Annotated in this window: 19 protein-coding genes; 3 read left to right on the forward strand and 16 right to left on the reverse strand. The window is 68.0% G+C overall.

The window, feature by feature from the left end:
- Nucleotides 1-13: 13 nt before the first annotated feature.
- From ACTHNC_RS14320 to ACTHNC_RS14370, 11 genes are all read right to left on the reverse strand, one after another.
- Nucleotides 14-1,114 (reverse strand): UDP-N-acetylglucosamine--N-acetylmuramyl-(pentapeptide) pyrophosphoryl-undecaprenol N-acetylglucosamine transferase, encoded by a 1,101-nt coding sequence (locus ACTHNC_RS14320; RefSeq protein ID WP_440295286.1) that lies wholly within the window; start codon nucleotides 1,112-1,114, stop codon nucleotides 14-16.
- The gene (gene ftsW, locus ACTHNC_RS14325; protein ID WP_440295287.1) at nucleotides 1,111-2,376 is read right to left on the reverse strand and encodes a putative lipid II flippase FtsW; all 1,266 of its coding nucleotides are present in this window, start codon (nucleotides 2,374-2,376) and stop codon (nucleotides 1,111-1,113) included. Before ftsW ends, ACTHNC_RS14320 begins: the two co-directional genes overlap by 4 nt.
- Before the next feature lie 76 nt (nucleotides 2,377-2,452).
- Nucleotides 2,453-3,964 (reverse strand): UDP-N-acetylmuramoyl-L-alanine--D-glutamate ligase, encoded by a 1,512-nt coding sequence (murD, locus tag ACTHNC_RS14330; protein WP_440295288.1) that lies wholly within the window; start codon nucleotides 3,962-3,964, stop codon nucleotides 2,453-2,455.
- Complete coding sequence (mraY, locus tag ACTHNC_RS14335; RefSeq protein ID WP_440295289.1) at nucleotides 3,961-5,070, reverse strand: phospho-N-acetylmuramoyl-pentapeptide-transferase; 1,110 nt, start codon at nucleotides 5,068-5,070, stop codon at nucleotides 3,961-3,963. The genes murD and mraY overlap by 4 nt, the downstream gene beginning before the upstream one ends.
- Nucleotides 5,067-6,497 (reverse strand): UDP-N-acetylmuramoyl-tripeptide--D-alanyl-D-alanine ligase, encoded by a 1,431-nt coding sequence (locus ACTHNC_RS14340; RefSeq protein WP_440295290.1) that lies wholly within the window; start codon nucleotides 6,495-6,497, stop codon nucleotides 5,067-5,069. The genes mraY and ACTHNC_RS14340 overlap by 4 nt, the downstream gene beginning before the upstream one ends.
- Nucleotides 6,494-8,020 carry a UDP-N-acetylmuramoyl-L-alanyl-D-glutamate--2,6-diaminopimelate ligase gene (locus ACTHNC_RS14345; RefSeq protein WP_440295352.1) on the reverse strand — a complete coding sequence of 509 codons (1,527 nt, stop codon included), beginning with the start codon at nucleotides 8,018-8,020 and terminating at the stop codon, nucleotides 6,494-6,496. Before ACTHNC_RS14345 ends, ACTHNC_RS14340 begins: the two co-directional genes overlap by 4 nt.
- Before the next feature lie 32 nt (nucleotides 8,021-8,052).
- The gene (locus ACTHNC_RS14350) at nucleotides 8,053-9,840 is read right to left on the reverse strand and encodes a peptidoglycan D,D-transpeptidase FtsI family protein (protein ID WP_440295291.1); all 1,788 of its coding nucleotides are present in this window, start codon (nucleotides 9,838-9,840) and stop codon (nucleotides 8,053-8,055) included.
- Nucleotides 9,841-9,889: 49 nt separating this feature from the next.
- Nucleotides 9,890-10,567 carry a hypothetical protein gene (locus ACTHNC_RS14355; protein ID WP_440295292.1) on the reverse strand — a complete coding sequence of 226 codons (678 nt, stop codon included), beginning with the start codon at nucleotides 10,565-10,567 and terminating at the stop codon, nucleotides 9,890-9,892.
- Nucleotides 10,564-11,529 carry a 16S rRNA (cytosine(1402)-N(4))-methyltransferase RsmH gene (rsmH, locus tag ACTHNC_RS14360; protein ID WP_440295293.1) on the reverse strand — a complete coding sequence of 322 codons (966 nt, stop codon included), beginning with the start codon at nucleotides 11,527-11,529 and terminating at the stop codon, nucleotides 10,564-10,566. Before rsmH ends, ACTHNC_RS14355 begins: the two co-directional genes overlap by 4 nt.
- 106 nt (nucleotides 11,530-11,635) lie before the next feature.
- On the reverse strand, nucleotides 11,636-12,067 hold the full coding sequence (mraZ, locus tag ACTHNC_RS14365; RefSeq protein WP_440295294.1) for a division/cell wall cluster transcriptional repressor MraZ: 432 nt from the start codon (nucleotides 12,065-12,067) through the stop codon (nucleotides 11,636-11,638).
- Nucleotides 12,068-12,393: 326 nt separating this feature from the next.
- A complete protein-coding gene (locus ACTHNC_RS14370) occupies nucleotides 12,394-12,774 on the reverse strand; it encodes a DUF3040 domain-containing protein (RefSeq protein ID WP_440295295.1) in 381 nt (126 codons plus the stop codon).
- 80 nt (nucleotides 12,775-12,854) lie between these two features.
- Between ACTHNC_RS14370 and ACTHNC_RS14375 the strand changes: the two genes are divergently transcribed.
- Nucleotides 12,855-13,955: a polyprenyl synthetase family protein gene (locus ACTHNC_RS14375; RefSeq protein ID WP_440295296.1), complete on the forward strand. Its 1,101-nt coding sequence runs from the start codon at nucleotides 12,855-12,857 to the stop codon at nucleotides 13,953-13,955.
- A gap of 17 nt (nucleotides 13,956-13,972) precedes the next feature.
- Here ACTHNC_RS14375 and ACTHNC_RS14380 read toward each other — a convergent pair whose 3' ends face one another.
- Nucleotides 13,973-14,350, reverse strand: a complete 378-nt coding sequence (locus ACTHNC_RS14380; RefSeq protein ID WP_440295297.1) for an Rv2175c family DNA-binding protein — start codon at nucleotides 14,348-14,350, stop codon at nucleotides 13,973-13,975.
- A gap of 187 nt (nucleotides 14,351-14,537) precedes the next feature.
- On the opposite strand from ACTHNC_RS14380, the gene pknB reads away from it, so the two are divergent.
- Nucleotides 14,538-16,475, forward strand: coding sequence for a Stk1 family PASTA domain-containing Ser/Thr kinase (gene pknB / locus ACTHNC_RS14385; protein ID WP_440295298.1), 1,938 nt, complete (start codon nucleotides 14,538-14,540; stop codon nucleotides 16,473-16,475).
- A 30-nt stretch (nucleotides 16,476-16,505) separates the two neighbouring features.
- Here the strand turns inward: pknB and ACTHNC_RS14390 are convergent, their stop codons facing one another.
- From ACTHNC_RS14390 to ACTHNC_RS14400, 3 genes are read right to left on the reverse strand one after another with little or no spacing between them, the layout of a single operon-like run.
- Nucleotides 16,506-17,876: a class II 3-deoxy-7-phosphoheptulonate synthase gene (locus ACTHNC_RS14390; RefSeq protein ID WP_440295353.1), complete on the reverse strand. Its 1,371-nt coding sequence runs from the start codon at nucleotides 17,874-17,876 to the stop codon at nucleotides 16,506-16,508.
- 14 nt (nucleotides 17,877-17,890) lie between these two features.
- The gene (locus ACTHNC_RS14395) at nucleotides 17,891-18,580 is read right to left on the reverse strand and encodes a lysophospholipid acyltransferase family protein (RefSeq protein ID WP_440295299.1); all 690 of its coding nucleotides are present in this window, start codon (nucleotides 18,578-18,580) and stop codon (nucleotides 17,891-17,893) included.
- Nucleotides 18,581-18,639: 59 nt separating this feature from the next.
- Nucleotides 18,640-19,584, reverse strand: a complete 945-nt coding sequence (locus ACTHNC_RS14400) for an ROK family glucokinase (RefSeq protein WP_440295300.1) — start codon at nucleotides 19,582-19,584, stop codon at nucleotides 18,640-18,642.
- Nucleotides 19,585-19,711: 127 nt separating this feature from the next.
- Here ACTHNC_RS14400 and ACTHNC_RS14405 point away from each other — a divergent pair, with 127 nt between their 5' ends.
- Nucleotides 19,712-21,541, forward strand: a complete 1,830-nt coding sequence (locus ACTHNC_RS14405) for an AMP-dependent synthetase/ligase (RefSeq protein ID WP_440295301.1) — start codon at nucleotides 19,712-19,714, stop codon at nucleotides 21,539-21,541.
- Between the two features lie 4 nt (nucleotides 21,542-21,545).
- On the opposite strand, the gene def is transcribed toward ACTHNC_RS14405, so the two are convergent.
- Nucleotides 21,546-22,037 carry a peptide deformylase gene (def, locus tag ACTHNC_RS14410; protein ID WP_440295302.1) on the reverse strand — a complete coding sequence of 164 codons (492 nt, stop codon included), beginning with the start codon at nucleotides 22,035-22,037 and terminating at the stop codon, nucleotides 21,546-21,548.
- Between the last annotated feature and the right edge of the window lie 2 nt (nucleotides 22,038-22,039).

Genomic DNA, 22,039 nt, shown 5'->3' on the forward strand with positions numbered 1-22,039 from the left:
AGTGCCCTGTGCGTCAGCGGCGACCCGCTCTGGCCGAGCCGACTGCGTCGCGCTGGGCCTTCCGGATCAGGGCTACCATGCGCTCGGCGCCGTCGCGCACGCCCACGGTCGCCGCGGCCGTGGCCATGGCGCGCAGCCGCTCGTCATCGTGCAGCAGCGGGACGACCGATGCCCGCACCCACTCCGGAGTGAACCGTGCGTCGTCCACGAGGATCGCCCCGCCCGCCTGGACGACGCCGGCGGCGTTGAACCGTTGCTCGCCGTTGCCCACCGGATACGGCACGTAGATCGCCGGGATGCCCAGAGCCGCGAGTTCGCTGACAGTCGCCGCGCCCGCGCGGGAGATGGCGACATCGGCGATCGCCAGCGCCAGATCCATGCGGTCGCAGTAGTCGATGAGGTGGTAGCCGGCCACCTCAGGGTCGTGGAACTCGGCGGCACCGCCCTGGATGTGCACCACCTGGAACCCGGCGTCGGTCAGCTCGCCCGCCGAGGCGACCGCCGTGGCATTGACGCTGCGCGCGCCGAGGGATCCTCCGGTGATCAGCACGGTGGGCCGGTCGGCGAGTCCGAAGTACTCCAGCGACTCCGATCTGCGCGCGACTCGGTCGAGGTCCTCGATCTCACGGCGCAACGGCATGCCCACGAAGCTGGCGTGCGCGATCGGGGTGTTCTCGAACGCGACGCCCACCTGGCGGGTGTACCGCGCACCCAGCTTGTTCGCGAGTCCCGGCTTCGCGTTCGCCTCATGCAGCACCAGTGGAACGACTTCGCGGTGCGCGGCGCTGTAGGCGGGCGCAGACGCGTATCCGCCGAAGCCGACGACCACATCGACGCCGCGTTCAGCGATCAGGTCGCGCACCCTCCGCACGCTGGATCGGAAGCGGGCCGGAAACCGCAGCGCGGCGGCATCCGGTCGACGGGGGAAGGGCAGCTTCGGTATGGTCACCAGTTCGTAACCGCGCTCGGGAACGAGCCGGGACTCGAGGCCCTCCGCGGTGCCGAGCACGATGACCTCGGCGTCCGGTTCGTCGCGGCGCAACGCGTCGGAGACGGCGAGCAGCGGGTTGACGTGGCCGGCGGTGCCCCCGCCGGCCATCAGGTAGGTGGTCACCGCGCGCGGCCCCGGAGTGCGGGTTCGGACAGCGAGTTCGACGGCGTGCGCGTGAACGAGAGCACGACGCCGATCCCGAACAAGGAGCTGATCAGAGCGGTACCTCCGGCTGATATCAAGGGCAACGGCACGCCGAGCACCGGAAGCAGTCCGAGCACGACGCCGATGTTCACCAGGCCCTGCCCGACCAGCCAGATCATCACCGCGCCGGTGACGACCCTGGCGAACGGGTCGGCCGTCGCGTTCATGATACGAACGAAACAGATCGCCAGCAGAACGAACAGCAGCAGCACGACGATCGCGCCGAGCAGGCCGAGCTCCTCGCCGATGATCGAGAAGATGAAGTCCGTGCTGGCGGCAGGCAGCCAGTTCCACTTTGACTCCGAGTTCCCCAGCCCGACGCCGATGAGGCTGCCGTGTGCGAGCGCGAAGTTGCTCTGCTGAATCTGCCAGCCGGTGCTCATCGGGTCGGCTGCCGACGGGTGCAGGAAGCCGAGGATGCGTTCGAGCCGGTTCGCGCGGGTCACGGCGAAGAGCAGGGCGGCGCCCACGCCGATCACCCCGGCGGTGATCAACTGCCGCAACGGGATGCCGGCGAAGAAGAGTGCGCCGAGCACGATCGCCACCATGATCGACGTCGTACCGAGGTCGCCCCCGGCGAGCACGAGCCCGATGGCAACGGTCATGACGAGCACGACGGGCAGCAGACCGTACTTCCACTGCGAAAGACGATCCTGCTTCCGGGCGATGAACATGCCCATCCAGAGGATCATCGCGATCTTGATCGCCTCGGACGGCTGGAAGACGACGGGGCCGATCTTGAGCCAGTTCTGGTTGTATCCGGTTCCGTTGTCGGAGCCGAGCGGCGTCGCGATGACGAGCAGCTGAAGCGCCGCGGCGACGATGAGCGCCGGCCAGGCGATCCGCTTCCAGAAACCGGGCGGGATGCGCGAGGCCAGCAGCATGATCGGCACCCCGATCAGCGCGTAGAGCCCCTGGTTGAGAAAGCGCGCGAAGAAGCTGTCGCCGTTGGAATGCGAGTCGACCGACGACGAGGAGAGCACCATCACGAGGCCGAACACGACCATGAAGAGCGTCACGCCGAGCAGCAGGAAGTAGTTCGCCGATTCGCCCGCGAAGACCCGGCCGAGCGAGATACGCGCGCTGACGAGCGAACCGCGAGCCGACGATTCGCCGACCGAGGCATCCGGTGCGTTCGGGATGCGCCTCGGTGCCCTCGAGGCCTGCGTGGGAGCTGTCACCTGGTCCCCCTGCCTGCCGAGAAGAAGCTGTCTGCGCGTGTCGCGGATGCCCCGCTGCGGTCTGATCGTGTCCGACTCAACTCGAGGCCGTGTCGTCGGCGAGCAGGTCGTGCACCGCCCGCGCGAACCGGTCGCCCCGGTCCGCGAAGTCGGTGAACTGGTCCAGCGACGCCGCCGCCGGTGCGAGGAGCACGGTGTCTCCTTCGCGGGCCAGCCGCGCGGCGAGCCGGACCGCTTCCGGCATCACGTCCTCAGTCTCTCCGGCCCCGACGGGGAGCACCCGAAGTTCTGGCGCGTGTCGGCGGAATGCGGCGAGCACCGGTTCCTGGTCGAGTCCGATCACCACTGCTCCGGCGAGGCGCGCCAGGTGCCTCTGCACGAGCTCGTCGAGTTCGACGCCCTTCAGCTGCCCGCCGAGAACCCAGACGATGCGATCGAATGCACGGAGCGATGCGTCAGCCGCGTGCGGGTTCGTCGCCTTGGAGTCGTCGATCCACGCCACTCCGTCGTGCTCAGCCACGACCTCGATGCGGTGGGGGTCGAGCCGGAACGTCGTCAGCGCCTCGCGGATGACCTCGGTGGGCACGTCGTACGACCTCGCGAGCGCGCTGGCGGCGAGGATGTTCGCCACCACGTGCGGCGCACCGAGTCCTGCCGCGCGCAACTCGTCGAGCGTCGTCAGCTCCAGTGCGGTCGTCGCGCGGTCGTCGAGGAACGCGCGGTCGCACAGGATGCCGTCGACGATGCCGAAGTCACTGGGTCCTGGCGTGTCGAGTCCGAAGCCGATCGCTCTGGCGCCCTCCACCACGTCGGCATCCTCCACCATGCGCAGCGTGGCGACGTCGGCACGGTTGTAGACGCAGGCGACCTTCGTGTTGTCGTACACCTTCGCTTTCGCGGCACCGTACGCCTGAAGGGACCCGTGGAAGTCCAGGTGGTCCTCGGCGAGATTCAGGCAGGCGCTGGAGAAGGGGAAGACCTCGCCACCCGCGTTGCGGTTCATCCAGTGCAGCTGATAGCTGGAGAGCTCGACGACGAGCACGTCGAAACCCTGCGGATCGCGGACCGCGTCGAGCACGGGGATGCCGATGTTGCCGCACGGTGCGGCCCGTACCCCCGCAGCTGCAAGGAACGTCGCCGTCAGCTCGACCGTCGTGGTCTTGCCGTTCGTGCCGGTGATGCAGATCCACTCCGCCGCCGGCTCGACTTTGTCGCGCACCCGCCAGGCGAGCTCGACGTCGCTCCAGACCGCGACGCCGGCCCCCTGCGCCCAGGCGAGCACCGCATGGTCCGGGTGGTACCTGCCGGACGACACGACGACGACCTCCGGGTCGAAGGCGGTGACGGCATCGGGAACCGTCGAGAGGTCGCCGACGTGGAGGCGTGCCCCGATGACGTCCAGCAGGCGCGCGCGTTCCTCATGCGGGGCATCCGCCACCACGAGCACGTCAGCGCCGAGCTCGGCCAGTGTGTCGGCGCTGGAGAACGCGGCGACCCCGAGACCCAGCACGACGACGCGCAACCCTCGCCAGTCGGAACGCCAACTCGTCAGGCCGGAGAGCCGGCCCGCCAGGTCGGCGGAGGTCACGACGTCCTCGACAGCCACTCGAGATAGAACGAACCGACACCGGCCGCCACGAGCAGACCCGCGATGATCCAGAATCGCACAACGACGGTCACCTCCGCCCAGCCCTTGAGCTCGAAGTGATGGTGGATCGGACTCATGCGGAAGATGCGTTTACCGCGCGTGACCTTGAAGTAGGCGCGCTGCAGGATGACCGACCCTGCCTCGATGACGAAGAGACCGCCGATCAGCACGAGCAGCAGCTCGGTGTGGCTGAGGATCGCGAAAGCGGCGAGAGCTCCGCCGAGCGCGAGCGAACCGGTGTCGCCGAGGAAGATCTGAGCGGGCGACGTGTTCCACCACAGGAACCCGACCAGCGACCCGACGATGGCAGCGGCCACGACGGCGAGGTCGAGCGGGTCGCGCACCGTGTAGCACTTGAACAGGTTGTCGGTGTCGATCGTGTCGCTGAAGCAGGACTGGTTGAACTGCCAGAACCCGATGATGATGTATGAACCGATCGCCAGGATCGACGCGCCCGTCGCGAGGCCGTCCAGACCGTCCGTGACGTTGACACCGTTCGACGCCGCCGTGGTGATCAGGTTGACCCAGATCAGGTAGAGGATGATGCCGATCGCCGGGATGCCGCCCAGCACCATGAGGTCGATCGGCAGGTCCCTGATGAACGAGATCTCGGTCGAGGCGGGTGTCACGCCCTCGTTGCTCGGGAAGTTGATGGCGAGGATGCCGAAGACCGTCGCGACGATGACCTGCCCGACGACCTTGGACCATCCACCGAGGCCCAGGCTGCGCTGCTTTCGGGTCTTGAGGAAGTCGTCGATGAAGCCGACGACGCCGAGGCCCACCATCATCAGCAGGACGAGCAGTGGAGAGGCGGAGAGCCCGTCGCCGCCGTTCAACAACACGGCGACGAAGTAGCCGACGAGCGTCGCCAGGATGATGACGATGCCGCCCATGGTCGCCGTGCCGCGCTTGGCGTGATGCGACTGCGGTCCGTCGTCACGGATGAACTGCCCCCAGTTCAACCGGTGGAACAGCTTGACGAAGATCGGGGTGAGGAAGAGCGAGAAGGCGAGTGACAGCGCTCCCGCGGTAAGCAGCGCTCTCACGAGTACAACTCCCCCAGCCGGTCTCCCAGGTGCCGGAGTCCGGCGGAGTTGGAGGACTTGACGAGCACGGTGTCGCCCTCGCGGAGCATGGACTCCAGCAGCGCGTAAGCCTCGTCCTGCGTCTCGACGAAGACGGACTCGCCGTCCCAGGAGCCCTCATTGATCGTCGAGATGTGCATGCGACGCGCTCCAGCACCGACCACGACGACCTGGTCCACTCCGAGGCGCACGGCAAGCAGGCCGACCCGGTCGTGCTCGGCACCGGACGCCTCGCCCAGCTCGCTCATCTCGCCCAGCACGGCGATGGCGCGGCCTTCCGGCTCACGGAGTTGCACCAGCGTCTTGAGGGCGGCCGCCATCGAGTCCGGGCTCGCGTTGTACGCGTCGTTGATGATCGTCACGCCGCGCGCACCACCCATGACCTCCATGCGCCAGCGCTCGGCCCTGGTCACCGACTCCAGACCTGCGACGATGTCGTCGATTCCCACGCCGAGCGCGTGCGCCGCGCTCGCGGCGGCCAGCGCGTTCGCCACGTGGTGCTCGCCGAGCACGCGGAACGAGACCTCGCGGCTCGGGCCGTCGCCCTCGACGCCGGCGGGCAGGTGAAGCGTGAACGTCGTGCCGGTGCGCGTCGAGCGCACGTCGGTAGCGCGCACCCTGTCGGCCGCGGCATCGCCGTCGACGCCGAACCACAGCACCTGCGCCCTGGTGAGCTGCGCCATGGCGGCCACGCGCGGGTCGTCGGCGTTGAGAACGGCCGTGTCGCCGGCATCCAGGTCCGTCACCATCTCGGACTTCGCGCGCTGAGTGTGCTCGATGCCGCCGAACTCCCCGGCGTGTGCGAGCCCGACCTTGAGCACGACGCCCACGTCGGGTTTGGCCATGTGGATCAGGCGGGCGATGTCGCCCTCTCGGCTCGCGCCCATCTCGGCCACCAAGAACCGCGTGCTCTCGCCCACCTCGAGCATGGTCAGCGGAGCCCCGACCTCGTTGTTGAAGGATGCCCGCGGCGCGACCGTCTCCCCCACGCGACCGAGGATCGCGGCCAGCAGGTTCTTCGTGGTCGTCTTGCCGTTCGAGCCGGTGATGCCGACGATGCGCAGGACGCCCGCCTCACGCGCCAGTGCGATGCTGGTGCGCGCCAGTGCGCCGAGCGCATCCACCACGTCGTCGACGACGATCTGGGGGATGTCGAGCCCGAGCTCGTGGTCGACGACGACGAGAGCCGCTCCGCGCTCGACGGCCTGCGGCGCGAAGAGGTGGCCGTCGGTGAACTCGCCGGGCTTAGCGAAGAAGATGCCGCCCGGCTCGACCTCGCGGGAATCGGTGTACGAGAGCCCTTCGATCACCCGCGATGAGGCATCCTGCCCCGCGACCAGACGCCCCCCGACTGCTTCGGCGATGTCGCCGATCGTCATGGCGATCACGACAGCCAGCCCGCCTCGCGAAGCGCGAGCTTCGCGTCCTCACGCGCCGAATAGGGCAAGTGCACTCCCGCGACCTCCTGATAGTCCTCGTGTCCCGGCCCGGCGTAGAAGACGACGTCTCCCTCACCCGCGTGGGCGATCGCGGTACGGATGGCGAGCCGCTGGTCCGCGATCTCCTCGACGTGCGCCTCGGGCACGGCATCCAGTGCCCCGCGGATCAGCGCGGCGCGGATGGCGGCCGGATCTTCGAAGCGGGGATGGAAGTCGGTGATGATCACCTCGTCGGCACCGCGTGCCGCGATGGCGCCCATGTCGGCGCGTTTCGTGGTGTCGCGATCGCCGTCGGCGCCGAAGACCATGATGACCCGGCCAGGGGTCACGGTGCGCAGCGACGCGAGGATGCGAGCGAACGCGTCTGGTGTGTGCCCGTAGTCCACGAACACCACGGGACCCTCATCGCCCGACACCCTCTCGGCGCGGCCGGGGATGTAGGCCTGGATTCCTCCATCGCGCTCCAGCACCTGCCCGATCGCCTCGAGGTCGAAGCCGGACTCGACGAGCATGACGATGGCCAGGGCGGCGTTGCCGGCCATGAAGGACCCGAGGATCGGGATGCTCGTGGAGACCGAGCGTCCATCCGGACCGATGAGCGTGAAGGATGTGCTGTCGATGGACTCCTCACCGACCTCGACGTGCCAGTCGGCCTCGACGCCCGGAACTGTCGCCAGCGTGGTGACCGGGATGCGCGACTCGGTCGCCACGCGTCTGCCCCACTCGGTGTCCACGGTGACGACGCCGCGACGGGCCCGGTCGGGCGAGAACAGCGCGAGCTTCGCGTCGTAGTACTCCTCCATCGACGAGTAGTCGTCGAGGTGGTCGTGACTGAGATTCGTGAATCCGGCGACGTCGAAGACGATGCCGTCGACGCGATGCCTGGTGAGCGCCTGCGCCGAAACCTCGACGGCTGCCGCACGCACCTCCGCCTCGCGCATCCTGGCGAGCAGGCCGTGCAGCTCGCTCGCCTCCGGCGTGGTCAGCGAGCTCGTGACGGCGAGGTCGCCGATGCGGCGCTCAGCCGTTGAGCTCAGTCCGGAGCGCACCCCGATCTGCTCGAGCAGTGCCGTGATGACGTAGACGACGCTCGTCTTGCCGTTGGTGCCGGTGACGGCGAAGAGCGTCGCGGGGTTCTCGTCGGTGCGGTAGACCCAGGCGGCGACCTCGCCGAGCAGCGCGCGCGGGTCATCCGTGACGAGCACCGGGATGCCTGCGCCGGCGGCGAGCTCGGCGCCCGCGGCATCGGTGAGCACGGCAGTCGCGCCCGCCTCGGCCGCGTCGGCGGCGAAGGATGCTCCGTGCGCGCGTTTGCCGGGAAGTCCGACGTACAGGTCGCCCGGCTCAACCGCGCCTGAGGCGACCGTTACTCCGCTCACCTCGACGGAGTCGACGCGCTCGAGAGCCTCGAACCCGAAGTCGGCCACCAGCTGCGACAGGGACCGGGAGACGGGGTGCTCGGGGCGCAGCATCGCGGTGCCCGTTCCGGTCACGTGGCTCACTTTCAATAGGTATCGGGGTAGTTCGCCGGCGGAGCAGTGGACGGCTGAACCCGGAACGCCTTGAGCACCTGGCTCATCATCGTCTTGAACAGCGGTCCCGCCGCCAGGGACGATGTAATCGTAGTCGGGAAGCCGATGTTCACCGAAACGAGGTACTGGGGGTTGTCGACCGGGGCGACACCCATGACAGACACGTAGTAACTGCCCTTGCGGTAGCCGCCGCTGCCGTCCGGTTCCTGCGCCGTTCCGGTCTTCGCCGCCACGAGATACCCGGGAATCTCCGTGTTCGGCAGGGTCGAGAGCGGGCCGCCCTTCAGCACGTTCTCGAGCATTCCGAGAATCTCCTGGGATGTCTGCGCCGACACCACTCTCGTGCCCTTGGTGGAGGGCACGTCGGTCATCTTCCCGTCCGCCTGCTTGCAGCCTTGGACGAGCGAGAGCGGAATCTTCACCCCGCCGTTCGCGATGGCCTGGTAGGCACCGAGCATCTGGGCCTGGGTGATCGAGAGGCCCTGGCCGAAGGTGGTCGCGTAGCGTGTCTGGGCATCCCAGCTCGAGGGGCTCGTGAAGTAGCCGCCGACTTCGCCGGGGAATCCGACGGCGGTCTTGCTGCCGATGCCGAACTTCTTCATGAAGTCGTAGCGCTCCTGGTCGGGCATGCTCGTGCCGAGCTCCGACATGCCGACGTTGGACGACTCGGTGAGCACACCGGTCAGGGTGAGGTGCTGCACGGGGTGCGTCTCGTCGTCCGAGACGAAGACGCCCTTCTGCGGGGACAGCGTGTCGGGCACCACCAGCTGAGAGGTCGGAGAAGCTCGACCCGTGTCGATCAACGCCGCCGCCGTGAGCGGCTTGAAGATCGAGCCGGGCTCGTACGTGTCCTGGAACATCATCGCGTCCCAGTCCGCCACGGGGGTGGCGTCCAGGTTGTTCGGGTCTGCTGACGGGTACTGCGCGGCCACCCGGATCTTGCCGTCCTTCACGCTGACCACGCTGATCATGCCGAACTGAGCACCGAGTTGCGGAACGACCTTTGCCAGCTCGTCCTGGGCGAACCACTGCAGATCGGGGTCGATCGTGGTGACGAGCTCGCCGCCGTCCTTGGCAGCCTTCTGCACCTTGGTGCTGCCCGGGATGGTGACGCCGTCCGCGCCCACCTGGTACGTCTCCTCGCCGTTGTTGCCGGCGAGGCAGCTCTTGTCGTACTCATCCTCCAGGCCGGCCTGCGGCTTGCCCTGCCCGTTCAGGAATCCGAGGATGTTTCCCGCGACGGCGCCGTTCGGGTACACGCGCACCTGATGGCTGGTGGAGTCGAGCCACGGTATCTGCAGCGCGGTCAGTTTCTGGTAGGTGGCGACATCCACTCCTTTGACGATCGGCGCATACATCGAGTCTTTGTTCTTTGCCAACGCCGCCTGGATAGGACTCGTGATGTCGCTCGGCGTCTGCCCGGTGATCTTGGCGATCGCCGCGGCGGCCACGTCGAGCGACACCTTCTTCGTCTTGCCGTCGATGGTGATGTTGCTGGGCTTGGTGGTGAACTTCGGCGTAGCAATGAAGTCGTAGCGCGTCACGCTGCGCGCGAGCACGGTTCCGTCCTCCGCGACGATGGAGCCACGCGAGCCCTCGATCGTCGAGACATTGCCTCGGCGCTCCGCTGCCTGCCTGTCCAGCGCGTCCGCTCGCACGACCTGCAGATCGACCAGCCGTACGACGAACACGACCACGATGACGATGACCGCGGCGATGGCGAAAGCGGCACGGCGACGGTGCGATCTCACGGTCGTCATCGGGCTCCTTGCGAACGGCGGCTGGAACGCGGTGCGCTGCAGCGGTGGATCAGTGGGTCGAAGGCGCCGGAAGGGCCCCTGTCCACGGTACGGGGCCGCCGTCGGACTGCTGCTGATTCCCGCTCGGTGTGGCCGATCCCGTCCCGGCACCGGCACCGGCAGCGGTCGAATCACCTGATGCCTGCCCCGCGGCGTCCGACGTTCCGTTCTGCGCCGCTCCACCCTGCTTCGTCGCCTGCTTGGCGGTCTTCGGCGCCGTGACGAGCGGAAGGTTCTGCGTCAGGGCGTTCCCCACCAGCTGCCCCGTTGAGCCGGCGGTCGCGGATGCCGGCGTCGGCGATCCGATGATGGCGCCATCGGAGAGGCGCAGATAGACCGGAGTGCCGTTGTTGACCATGCCGAGAGCCGCGGCGTTGGCGGCGAGGTTCTGCGGCGACGACAGCATCTGCACCTTCTCGGATGCCTCTTGATACGCGCGGGCCAGCTGCGCCTTGTTCGTCTGCAGCGCCTCGATGCGGTAGGCGCCCTGCGATACGCCGATCGACAGCAGCAGTTGAACCACGACGACCGCCATGACGGTCATGACTGCGACGGCGGCGTAGAACAGCTTCGGCCGGGCACGACGCTCGGCGCGCGGGAGCGCCGTCAGGTGAGGCGTGCTACGGCGCGCTGGCCCCCGGGCCGCAGGGACCCGCGTCGATGGAAGAGTCGCCGTGGCGTTGCTCATGAGTTCCCCCTGATACGTTCCGCCGCGCGCAGCCGAACCGGGATCGAACGCGGGTTGCGCGCCCTCTCCGCCTCGTCGGCCAGCTCGGCCCCCCTCGTCAGCAGCTTCAGTTCCGGTCGGTGCTCTGGCAGCTCGACCGGGAGCCCGGCGGGCGCGGTGGACGCGGCCTTCGCCGCCAACGCTCGCTTCACGATGCGGTCCTCCAGCGACTGGAAGGACATGACGGCGATCCGACCGCCCACTCGGAGCAGGTCGACCGCGCGCGGGATCGCCCGCTCCAGCACGTCGAGCTCGTGATTGACCTCGATGCGCAACGCCTGGAAGACCCGCTTGGCGGGATGTCCGGCGCGCTGCACCGCCGCCGGCGTCGCATCCTGGATCACCGCGACCAGCTGCGCCGAGCGGGTGATCGGCTCCTGGCCGCGTGCCCGCACGATCGCCCGCGCATACCGCGCCGCGAGCTTCTCCTCCCCGTAGTCGAGGAAGATGCGCCGCAGGTCGTCCTCGCCGTACTCGGCGACCACCGTCTGCGCGGTCAGTTCCGACGTGGCGTCCATGCGCATATCGAGCGGGGCATCCTTCGAGTAGGAGAACCCGCGCTCCACGCGGTCGAGTTGGAGGGAGGAGACGCCGAGGTCGAAGAGCACGGCGTCGACCGTGCTGTAGCCGGCGGATGCCACGGCATCGGTGATGCCGTCGTAGACGGTGTGCACGACCTTCAACCGGTCGCCGAACGCGGAGAGCCGCTGGGTGGCCAATGCGATCGCCTCGGCGTCGCGGTCGAGCGCGACGACGGTGAGCGAGGGGAATCGCTGCAGAAAGGCTTCCGTGTGCCCGCCGAGGCCAAGCGTGGCGTCGACCAGCACCGGCCGGTCGGCCCCGAGCGCCGGAGCCAGCAGTTCCATGCAGCGCTCGAGCATGACCGGCGTGTGGATGTCGCGGGGATCGGTGTCATCGACCATGAAAGGTCGGGGCCCGCTCCTGGCGTCGGATCCCCATCCACACGCCACCTGACACCGGGGAAGTGCGTCAGGGTGCGATGTGTGGCTGGGAGTCCGGCGCCAGGCGCTAGAACAGCCCCGGGATCACCTCCTCCGCCGTCTCCGCGAACGACGCCTCGTTCGAGGCGAGGTAGGCATCCCACGCGGCGGAGTCCCAGATCTCCGCGCGGTTGCCTGCACCGATCACGGTGAGATCCCGCTGCAGGCCGGCGTACGTCCGCAGAAGCGGTGGGATCGTCACACGGTGCTGCTTGTCGGGGACCTCGTCGCTGGCTCCTGAGAGGAACACCCGCAGGTAGTCACGTGCCTGCTTGCTCGTGACCGGTGCCTGCCGGATCTTCTCGTTCAGCGACTCGAACTCGCGGCGCGGAAAGACGTAGACGCATCGCTCCTGGCCGCGGGTCATGACGAGTCCTGACTCGAACTCTTCGCGGTACTTGGCGGGGAGGATGATGCGCCCTTTCTCGTCGAGCTTCGGGGCGTAGGTGCCAAGGAACATCGGCCCTCCCCCGGTTGATCTGCGCCGCGAGCCTGCGACATCCTCCACTTTACTCCACATCCATCCACAATTCGCGGAAGAGATGACGGATTCACAGCATAGAGCGCCACAAGAACCGCGCCAACACAGGGAAGTCCCCGGGTGGAGCGCGGTGGAGGGGTCCGGCGCAAAAGGGAGGCTCAGCCCAGCCGAAGATGTGGGGACGGCGAGGCGACAGGGAGGATGCTCGCGGCCGGCTACCGCTTAAACACGAATCGCGCGCCTTTCGGCGCGCGATGGTTGTTCACGGAAGACTCGTCAGCGCGGTGCGTCGACGAGCCGGTGCCTCAGTGGTCGCCCTCTTGGCGCTTGTCCCAGCGCTCGTTGAGCTTGTCCATGAAGCCGGGTTGTGCGGGTTTGGCAGCCGGCGTCTCCGACTGCTCGTCGGCGACCGCAGCGGCGCGCTTGGCGCGGCTGGGCGTGATCGCCACGAGCACACCGACGAGCATGAGAGCGAAGCCGAGGATGCCCACGACGATGACCTGGAAGAACACCCCGGTCAACAGAACGGCGACACCCACCACGGCCAGAAGGATGCCGAGGACGACGGCGCGGTAGGTGGGACGGACTCGGGTTCCACCGACCTTCGCGACGAAGTCGGCGTCATTCTGATAGAGGCTGCGCTCCATCTCATCGAGGAGGCGCTGCTCGTGCTCCGAAAGCGGCATCCTTGTCCCCCTCAGGCTAACGAGAATGACGATGTGGTGACTTCTTATTCTAGTCTCGCTGCCGCAGCTAGGCTAGGCGCGTGCCCGAAAGCTCGCGATTGATCGATCTCGTCGACGACCGTATCGGACACTTTCTTCGAACGCGCGATTCCATTTTGTTGTCCATCGCCCCGGAGGTGGGGCCGCTGGCGGCGATCTCCCGGCAGTTTCTCAGTGGCGGCAAGAGGTTCAGGGCCCTGTTCTGCTACTGGGGCTATCGCGCGGTGAACGACGCTCGCGGCGCTCACGATCCGGAGCGGCTCGAGCCCGTGATCGGGACGGCGGCCGCCCTCGAGCTGTTCCATGCCGCAGCCCTCGTGCACGACGACATCATCGACCGATCCGACACCAGGCGGGGCGCACCTTCGGCCCATCGCCGGTTCGAATCGATGCACAGGGAGAACGGCTGGGACGGCTCCGCCGCCGACTTCGGCGACGGTGCTGCCGTGCTGCTGGGCGACCTCCTGCTCGGCTTCAGCGACGACCTGCTCACGGAGGCGCTCGACGACGACGTCTCCCCAGATCGGGCGAGAGGCGTTCGACGCGAGTTCGGGCGCATGAGGGCCGAGGTCATCGCCGGCCAGTACCTGGACATCCTCGAGGAGCGGTCCTGGCGTACCGGGGCCGAAGACGAGCTGCTGCCCCGTGCCGAGCGGGTGATCGTCTACAAGTCGGCGAAGTACAGCGTTCAGGCTCCGCTCGTCATCGGGGGGATGCTCGCCGGAGGCACCATCGAGCAGCTCGACGTCCTTCGCGAGTTCGGCCTGCCGCTCGGCATCGCCTTCCAACTGCGCGACGACCTCCTCGGCGTCTTCGGCGACGCCGAGGTGACCGGAAAACCGAGCGGCGACGATCTACGCGAGGGCAAGCGCACCGTGCTCGTCGCACTCACCCGCAAATCGCTTCCTGCATCGGCCAGGCGCGTGCTCGACGAGCTCCTCGGCGACCCCGATCTGGGCGACGAGCAGATCAGGATGCTGCAGAGCACGATCAGCTCGTCGGGCGCGACCGCCGAGGTGGAACGGATGATCCGCCGGAACGTCGATCGCGCGAGCAGAGCTCTCGACGACGCCCCGCTCGCGGACGTCGCGGTGAATCAACTGCGGGACCTCACGCAGTCGGTCAGCGACCGCGTCGCCTGACCGACTGCGGTGAGCGCCTAGGCCAGTGCCTGAGCGATGCGCCGGACCTCGGCCTTGCGCCCGGCGCGTAGCGCATCGATCGGAGCGACGCCGAGGCTGTCCTCGGGCTGCAGCAGCCAGGACATGGCCTCATCGTCGCTGAAGCCGGCGTCGGCGAGCACGATCAGGGTGCCGCGGAGTTCGCTCATGGGTTCGTCGCCCGCGATGAAGTCCGAAGGCACCTTCAGCACGCCGTCGACGCGGGCCGCCAGCAGGTGTTTGTCTTCGAGCAGCCGGTGGATGCGCCCGACGCCGACTCCGAGCACATCGACGAGCTCGGGCACGGTCAGCCAGGTGCGCTCTGCTTCCGTTCGGGTTTCCTGGGTCTGCGCGGATGCGGAACTGGGTTTCGCCACCAAACAAGGGTGTCACAAACGACTGAGTTGAGTGTGATCGGAGTGCACTCCGATCACCGAAACGGTGGAGTTTGTCGCAGCGACGAAGCCGCGACTATGAAGCGCGCATTTTGTGCACGCCCTGTGAGCCCTATTCGTTACCGTGTTCTACCCGGATGCTCCAGCATGTCGTCCGTAGACTCGACGGGTGACCGCGAGTCAGCCCGATCCGATGCTCGGCCGTCTCATCGACGGCCGGTATCAGGTGCGCTCGCGGATCGCCAGAGGCGGCATGGCGACGGTCTATCTGGCCACCGATCTGCGCCTCGAGCGGCGCGTGGCGATCAAGGTGATGCACGGGCATCTGGCCGACGACGCCCAGTTCAAGAACCGCTTCGTTCAGGAGGCGCGCTCGGCCGCTCGGCTCGCGCATCCCAACGTGGTCAGCGTGTTCGACCAGGGCCAGGACGCCGACATGGCGTACCTCGTGATGGAGTACCTGCCGGGCATCACGTTGCGCGATCTGCTGCGCGACTACGGCAGGCTCACGCCCGAGCAGACCATCGACATCACGGATGCCGTGCTCTCGGGTCTCGCTGCAGCCCACCGTGCCGGCATCGTGCACCGCGACCTCAAGCCGGAGAACGTGCTGCTCGCCGACGACGGCCGCATCAAGATCGGTGACTTCGGGCTGGCGCGCGCCGTGACCAACAGCACGGGAACGGGCCAGGCTCTGCTCGGCACGATCGCCTACCTCTCCCCCGAACTCGTCACCAGGGGCGTCGCCGACGCGCGCAGTGACATCTATGCGCTCGGCATCATGATGTTCGAGATGCTCACCGGTGAGCAGCCGTTCAAGGGCGAGCAGCCGATGCAGGTGGCGTACCAGCACGCGAACGACGCCGTTCCGCGTCCGAGCAGGCTGAATCCGGAGGTGCCTCCCCAGCTGGACGACCTCGTGCTGTGGGCGACGGCGAAGGATCCTGCGGCACGTCCCGCCGACGCCGGGGTCATGCTCGACCGTCTGCTCCAGGTGGAGCGGGAACTCCATACTCCCGGTTCGGACACCGGCCCTCAGCCCACACTCGTGCTCGCCGGCGGCGGGTTCGAGGCATCCGATTCGGACACGCAGCTCATCGGGCCGGCGGCCCAGGTTCGCCCGGAGGCGTCTGCCACGGATGCGGTCGCCGCGCTCGCGAAGACCGCGCACGGCAGGCAGTCCCGAGGATGGTGGCTTCTCGCACTCGTGCTCGTGCTCGCCGCTGTCGCAGGCGGCACCGGCTGGTACTTCGGCGGAGGCCCGGGGTCGCAGGTCACGGTGCCGACCGTGAACGGCGTCGCTCTCGACGCCGCCAAGACCGCTCTGACGAAGGCCGGGTTCAAGGTCGCCACCGACGAGGTGTACACCTCCAGCGTTCCGGCAGGCTCCGTGGTGTCGTCCACCCCGGCTCAAGGCACGAAGGCCACCAACGGCTCGACCGTGAAGCTGCACGTCTCCAAGGGCAGGCAGCCGATCACCATCCCCCCGCTCGCCGGGCTCAGCAAGGCACAGGCGCAGAAGGCGATCACGGGCGCAGGCGCGCTCGTGGGAACCGTCGACGAGCAGTTCGTCTCGGATGTGCCGAAGGACACCGTGGTCTCCGCGGCGCAGGCGGAAGGCGACAAGGCCGACCTCTCCAAGGGCGGCGGCTACTTCAAGGGCCTGAAGGTGAACCTCGTCGTCTCACTCGGTGCCGTGCCTGATGTCACCGGCAAGGCGGAGCCGGATGCCCAGGCCGCGCTCTCGGCTGTCGGTCTCAAGTCCACCGAGGGCAAGAAGGACTACAGCGACAGCGTGCCGAAGGGGGCCGTGCTGTCGCAGGCTCCGCAGAACCAGGGCCCGGTTCGGGTCGGTGACACGATCGTGCTCGACATCTCGCTCGGTCCGGCTCCCGTCGCCGTGCCGAACGTCGTGGGCGAGACCTGGGACAAGGCGAAGAAGGACCTCACGGATGCGGGCTTCAAGGTCAGTTACCCGGCGACCGTCGGTCCGATCCCCGTAGACCAGTTCCCCAGCGCATTCAAGGTGACGGCGACGGATCCCGCGGCCAGCACGATGCAGCCGAAGGGCAGCACCGTGACCGTGAGCCTCTCCTTCGGCGGTTAGCGCGCCGGCGTTGACCGGGACGCCTGGCCCTCAGCGCGCGCCCAGCTCCTCGGCGACGAGGAAGGCGAGCTCCAGCGACTGCATGTGGTTCAGCCGGGGGTCGCACAGCGACTCGTATCGTGTCGCGAGGGTGGCCTCGTCGATGTGCTCGGAGCCGCCGAGGCACTCCGTGACGTCGTCGCCGGTGAGTTCGACATGGATGCCGCCAGGCACGGTGCCGGCGTCGCGGTGCGCGTCGAAGAATCCCTTCACCTCATCGACGACGTCGTCGAACCGGCGCGTCTTGTAGCCGGACGGCGTGGTCAGCCCGTTGCCGTGCATCGGGTCGCTGACCCAGAGCGGTGTCGCACCGTGCCGCTTGATGGCGTCGAGCAGCGGCGGGAGGGCATCCCTGATCCTCCCTGCGCCCATGCGCGTGATGAAGGTCAGCCGGCCCGGCTCGCGCGCCGGGTCGAGCTTGTCGATCAGCCGGAACATGTCGTCGGCCGAGGTCGACGGGCCGAGCTTCACACCGATCGGGTTGCGCACCCGGCTGAGGAAGTCCACGTGTGCGCCATCGATCTGACGCGTGCGCTCGCCGATCCAGACGAAGTGCGCCGAGGTGTTGTACGGCGTGCCGGTGCGCGAGTCGATGCGCGTCATCGGGCGCTCGTAGTCCATCAGGAGAGCCTCGTGGCTGGAGTAGAACTCGACGCGTTTGATCTCGTCGAAGTCGGCCCCCGCCGCCTCCATGAACTTGATCGCCCTGTCGATCTCGCGGGCGAGCCCCTCGTAACGCTGATTGGCGGGGTTGGCGGCGAACCCGCGGTTCCAGCTGTGCACCTGGCGAAGGTCGGCGAAGCCGCCCTGGGTGAACGCACGGATCAGGTTCAAGGTCGACGCGGCCGTGTGGTAGCCCTGCACGAGGCGACGGGGGTCCGCGGTGCGGGACTCGGCGGTGAAGTCGTAGCCGTTGACCATGTCGCCGCGGTAGGCGGGAAGCGTGACGTCGCCACGGGTCTCGGTGTCGCTGGAGCGCGGCTTCGCGAACTGTCCGGCCATGCGACCCATCTTGATGACCGGCACGGAGGCGCCGTACGTGAGCACCACGGCCATCTGCAGCACCGTCATGACCCGGTTGCGGATCTGGTCGGCCGTCGCGCCGGCGAACGTCTCGGCGCAGTCACCGCCCTGCAGCAGGAACGCCCGGCCCTCGGCGGCGGCCGCGATGCGGTCGCGGAGGTGATCGACCTCGCCGGCGAAGACGAGCGGCGGCAGCGTCGCGAGCTCCTCGGACGCTACGCGTGCGGCATCCGCACTCGGCCACGTCGGCTGCTGCTTGGCTTCGAGGGTGCGCCAGTGGTCGAGGCCTGCGAGCACTGATTCATCGGCGGGAACGGCAGGGGCGGTGTGGTCGAGCAGCACGGTGAGCAAGCCTACCTGGCGAGACTCGGCCGGCGCTCCTTCACCGTCGAGGCGTAGACATCCACGTATTCCTGCTGGCCGAGGCCGTGCAACGAGTAGACGATCTCGTCGGTGATCGACCGCAGGATGAAGCGGTCGCCTTCGAGGCCCTCGAAACGCGAGAAGTCGAGCGGTTCACCGAACACCACGCCCACCCGGCGGATGCGCGGCAGCTTCGACCCGATCGGCATGACGGTCTGCGTTCCGATCATCACGACCGGAACGACGGGCACATGTCCCTCGAGGATCATGCGCGCCACACCGGTGCGGCCGCGGTAGAGGCGCCCGTCGGGGCTGCGCGTGCCCTCCGGATAGATGCCCAGGATCTCGCCCCTGGCCAGCACACCGAGACCGGTGTTCAACGATGCCTCCGACGCCGGCCCGCCTCCGCGGTCGATCGGCAGCTGCCCCGTCGCCTTCATGAACGTCTTCGTCAGCCAGCCCATCAGGCCGCGCCTGGTGAAGTAGTCGCTCTTGGCGAGGAACGAGACGTGCCTGCCGACGACGAGCGGGAGGAAGAGCGAGTCGATGAACGAGAGATGGTTGCTGGCGAGGATGACAGCGCCGTTCTTCGGCACCTTCTCGAGCCCGATGACCCACGGCCGGAAGATCGCGCGAAGCGCCGGGCCCGCGACGATGTACTTCAGCAGCCAGTAGAACACTTCTCGCGCAACCCTTTCGTAGCGTGCAGATGAAGCTTAACGGCTGGCTGGATGAACGCTCAGCGGCTCACGGCGTGCAGACGAGCGAGATCCGCCGCGCCGACGACGCCCGCGTCGTTGACGAGCTCGGCGATGCGGAACTCCGGCTCCGGGTGGTAGCCGCGGGCAGGCAGGTTCTCCAGATATGCGCTGCGGATCGGCTCGAGAAGGCGGTCGCCGGCCTGCGCCACTCCCCCGCCGAACACGAACATCTGCGGGTCGAGAACGGCGGAAAGACTCGCACTGGCCTGACCGAGCCAGTCGCCGAGCTGTCGCAGCGCCGCAAGCGCCCCTGGATCGTCCTGCTGGATGAGATCGCCGATGTCGGAGCCGGACAGCCTGCCCGTCCTGGCGCGCACGTCGGCGAGTGCCTGGCCTATGCCGCCCTGGTCGGCGAGCTCGTTCGCGTACCGCTGCAGAGCACGGCCGGACCCGTACTGCTCGATGCAGCCACGGGCACCGCAGCCGCACAGCAGACCGCCGGGGACGACGCGCATGTGGCCCACTTCGGCGCCTGCGCCAAACCCTCCGCGGAAGAGCCGGTCCTCGCTGACGATCGCGCCCCCGACGCCGGTCCCGATGGTGAGGATGACCATGTCACTGACGAGACGGCCCGCACCGAAGCGGAACTCGGCCCACCCGGCGGCGTTCGCATCGTTCTCGATGACGACAGGGATATCCACCCGGGCCTCGATCTTCTGGCGAAGCGGCTCATTGCGCCAGGCGATGTTCGGCGCGTAATAGACGGTGGAGCGCGCGGCGTCGACGAAGCCAGCCGCCGCGACACCGGCTCCGACCGGATCGGCGTCGGCCGCGAGCCGGTCGATCATCCCGACGACGGCGTCTTCGATGCCCTTGGTGTCCTTCGGAGTCGGCACCCGGTCTTCACGGATGATGGCGCCGAGTTCGTCGACGAGGGCGCCTGCGATCTTCGTGCCTCCGATGTCGATTCCGATCGCGTGCACGCTTCGTCTCGCCTTTCGTCGGAGGGTTCGGGCCGTCCGGGCGGCAGCCGATAAGGCGTTCGGCCGCGGGCCGACACCCAAGAAAGCATAGAGTGTAGTGGTTGTATCGGTGCCGAAGGAGCTACCAGTGAACCAAGCCGAAACGCCCGCAGCAGTGCCCGCCGATCCGCACGCGAACGCTGCGGACCTGCTGGTCGACCGTGTCGCGGAGACGCCGGACAAGGTGCTCTTCGGCAAGCCGGCGGGCGATGGCTGGCAGGACGTCACGGCCGCGGAGTTCGAGGCGGAGGTGGTCGCTCTGGCGAAGGGTCTCGTCGCCGCTGGTGTGCAGCCTGCCGACAAGATCGGCATCATGTGTCGCACCCGGTACGAGTGGACGCTGATCGACTTCGCCACCTGGTACGCGGGCGCCGTACTCGTGCCGATCTACGACACCAGCTCGCCCGCCCAGGTTCAGTGGAACCTCAGCGACTCCGGTGCCAGCGCCCTCTTCCTCGAGACCGCGGACCATTTCGCCCGCTTCGACGAGGTCGCCGCCGACCTTCCGCAGATCCGCAGCGTGTGGCAGGTCGAGCTCGGAGACCTCGAAAAGCTCGTCGCGGCGGGCAAGGACGTTCCCGACGAGGAGATCGCCAGGCGCCGTCGCATCGCGAACGAGGACGACCTCGCCACCATCATCTACACCTCGGGCTCCATGGGACGCCCCAAGGGGTGCGTGATCACGCACTCCAACTTCGTCGAGCTGTCCCGCAACTCCGCGGTCGCCCTCGCCGAGCTCGTGGATGACCCGCGCGGGGCATCCACTCTGTTGTTCATCCCGTTGGCGCACGTGTTCGCCCGGTTCATCTCCGTGCTGTGCGTGCACGGCGGAGTGCGCGTGGGGCACCAGCCGGACACCCGCAGCCTGCTGCCCTCCCTCGGCACGTTCAAGCCGAGCTTCCTGCTGGCCGTTCCGCGCGTGTTCGAGAAGGTGTACAACTCCGCAGAGCAGAACGCCGAGTCTGGCGGCAAGGGCGGCATCTTCCGCAAGGCGGCTCACGTCGCCGTCGAGTACTCCAAGGCGCAGGAGGCCGGTGGATCCATTCCGCTCGGCCTTCGCCTGCAGTACGCGCTGTACAACCGGCTCGTGTTCGCCAGGCTCCGGGCCGCGATGGGCGGCAACGTGCGCTACGCGGTTTCCGGTTCCGCGCCGCTCGGCGCCCGCCTCGGTCACTTCTTCCACAGCATGGGCATCAAGGTGCTCGAGGGCTACGGGCTGACCGAGACGACCGCGCCTGCGACGGTGAATCTGCCGCAGCGTTCGAAGATCGGCACGGTCGGAGTTCCGCTGCCCGGCGTCGCGATCCGCATCGCCGACGACGGCGAGATCCTGGTCAAGGGCGTCGACGTCTTCAAGGAGTACTGGAAGAACCCGCAGCAGACCGCCGACGCGTTCGAGGATGGCTGGTTCAAGACCGGCGACCTCGGCAGCCTCGACGACGACGGCTTCCTCACCATCACGGGGCGCAAGAAGGAGATCATCGTCACCGCCGGCGGCAAGAACGTCGCGCCGGCCGTGCTCGAGGACCCGATCCGCGCGAACCCGCTGGTCGGACAGGTGGTCGTGGTGGGCGACCAGAAGCCGTTCATCGGATGCCTGATCACGCTCGACACAGAGATGCTCCCGGTCTGGTTGCACAACAACGGAGAGGATGCCGCGATGCCGCTCGAGGTCGCGGCGAAGCATCCGGCCGTGCTGGCCGAACTGCAGAAGGCGGTCGACGCGGCGAACGCGCAGGTGTCGCGGGCCGAGTCGATCCGCAAGTTCGTGGTGCTGCCGACCGAATTCACGGAGCAGAGCGGACACCTCACACCGAAGCTGAGCATCAAGCGCAACGAGATCCTCAAGGACTTCGCCGGCGAGATCGAATCCCTCTACACGAACGCCCCGTCGACCGAGGGCTTCAGCCTGCGGTAATTGATCAGAACCAGCTCGACTCGCGCACCTTGCGCATGGCCTCGCGGCGGCGCTCCGGGGCGAGGCGTTTGAGGTAGACGATTCCGTCGAGGTGGTCCGTCTCGTGCTGCAGCGCCTGCGCCAGCACGCCGGTGCCCTCGACGACGACCTCGTTGCCGTCCAGGTCGATGCCCCTCGCCTTCGCATAGGTGTGCCGGGGCGTCGGGAACCAGAGACCGGGCACCGACAGGCATCCCTCGTCGATCTCCTCGACCTCGTCGCCGAGCTCGACGATCTCCGGGTTGATCAGATAGCCGACCTCGCCGTCGACGTTGTAGCTGAACGCGCGCAGGCCGACGCCGATCTGGCACGCCGCGACTCCGGCGCGCCCCTCGACCTTGACGCTGTCGACGAGGTCCGCGACCAACGAGCGAACGCCGTCGTCGACTGCAGCGATCGGGTCGGACACGGTGGCGAGAACGGGGTCGCCGTAGAGACGGATGGGGCGGTCAGGCATCC

Source organism: Humibacter sp. (assembly GCF_051954055.1).
Lineage (GTDB): Bacteria > Actinomycetota > Actinomycetes > Actinomycetales > Microbacteriaceae > Humibacter.

Excerpts from the sequence above, each read along its gene's own strand:
- ACTHNC_RS14345 (WP_440295352.1), bottom strand. The coding sequence starts at position 8,020 with ATGCTGCGCCCCGAGCACCCCGTCTCCCGGTCCCTGTCGCAGCTGGTG.
- ACTHNC_RS14350 (WP_440295291.1), bottom strand. The coding sequence starts at position 9,840 with ATGACGACCGTGAGATCGCACCGTCGCCGTGCCGCTTTCGCCATCGCC.
- ACTHNC_RS14355 (WP_440295292.1), bottom strand. The coding sequence starts at position 10,567 with ATGAGCAACGCCACGGCGACTCTTCCATCGACGCGGGTCCCTGCGGCC.
- rsmH (WP_440295293.1), bottom strand. The coding sequence starts at position 11,529 with ATGGTCGATGACACCGATCCCCGCGACATCCACACGCCGGTCATGCTC.
- mraZ (WP_440295294.1), bottom strand. The coding sequence starts at position 12,067 with ATGTTCCTTGGCACCTACGCCCCGAAGCTCGACGAGAAAGGGCGCATC.
- ACTHNC_RS14370 (WP_440295295.1), bottom strand. The coding sequence starts at position 12,774 with ATGCCGCTTTCGGAGCACGAGCAGCGCCTCCTCGATGAGATGGAGCGC.
- def (WP_440295302.1), bottom strand. The coding sequence starts at position 22,037 with ATGCCTGACCGCCCCATCCGTCTCTACGGCGACCCCGTTCTCGCCACC.